The organism is Megasphaera intestinihominis, from assembly GCF_040096415.1.
GTDB lineage: Bacteria > Bacillota > Negativicutes > Veillonellales > Megasphaeraceae > Megasphaera > Megasphaera intestinihominis.
In genome coordinates this window covers 1-837 of the sequence record NZ_JBBMEU010000145.1, presented here as the reverse complement: position 1 = coordinate 837, position 837 = coordinate 1, and the positions used below count along the sequence as shown (strand labels likewise).

General features: G+C 48.6%; 1 protein-coding gene. It reads left to right on the top strand.

The window, feature by feature from the left end; translation table 11 throughout:
• Nucleotides 1-319: 319 nt before the first annotated feature.
• Nucleotides 320-837 (top strand): phage replisome organizer N-terminal domain-containing protein (locus WMO23_RS11380; protein ID WP_349174140.1); only part of this gene is annotated, 518 nt, incomplete at its 3' end.

Here is an 837-nt window from a genome sequence, read left to right as displayed (position 1 = left end):
ACCGGGCTCGCCCCGTGCGAGCCCCTACAGCAAAAAAGCGGCTGTTGCATTATGCATTTTTGGCTTAATGCGACAGCCTCTTTTTTTTTTGCTTCCCGTGCCTCTGTAACGCGTTACCTATAAAGAAAAGAGAAGAGGAGAAAGAGAAAGAAGAGGAGACTAAAAAATATAGAGAGAATGTCCGCAGCGTGTGGATTTTTTCTCTTATATAGATAGAAGGCCGGAAGGGCCAAAGGGAAATGAGGTGTTTGCAATGAAGAAGCTGCAATGGCTTAAAACCAGGACTGGATTGTTTTCGGATCCCCGTATTTTATGTCTGATGAATCAGGCGAACGGTGATTCGTATATTGTGTTATGGTTTTTCCTGAAGGACATGGCGGGAACGATTAACGACAACGGCTTGGTCTACGTGTCGGGCCAGGAAGCCATGACAACGCAGCTCATTGCCAAGTGCCTGCATCGCCGCCGGCCGTTTATCGAAAAAGGATTAACTTTGTTAGAGAAACTGGAGCTCATCGAACGCGACGGAAACGGCATGATCCGCATTGCCATCTGGGATGAACTGCAAGACTTTCAACGCGATGAAAAGAAGCGGGAACAGACAAAAGAACGGGTCCGCCGTTACCGTGAGAGGCAGCGGCTGGCTCAGCCGTCAGATAAAGCGATGGATACAGCAGCCGCTTCACCTATGATAGAACAAAATGTTTACAAGGGCGAACCTGTGACGACGCCGAAAGCAATGCGTGACTACGCCTCGGTACAGAAATACCAGGAGCTTTTCGGACCCATGCAGGGAGAATTCGCCAAGAAGCTCATTGATTTAGAGAAAATGTGGGG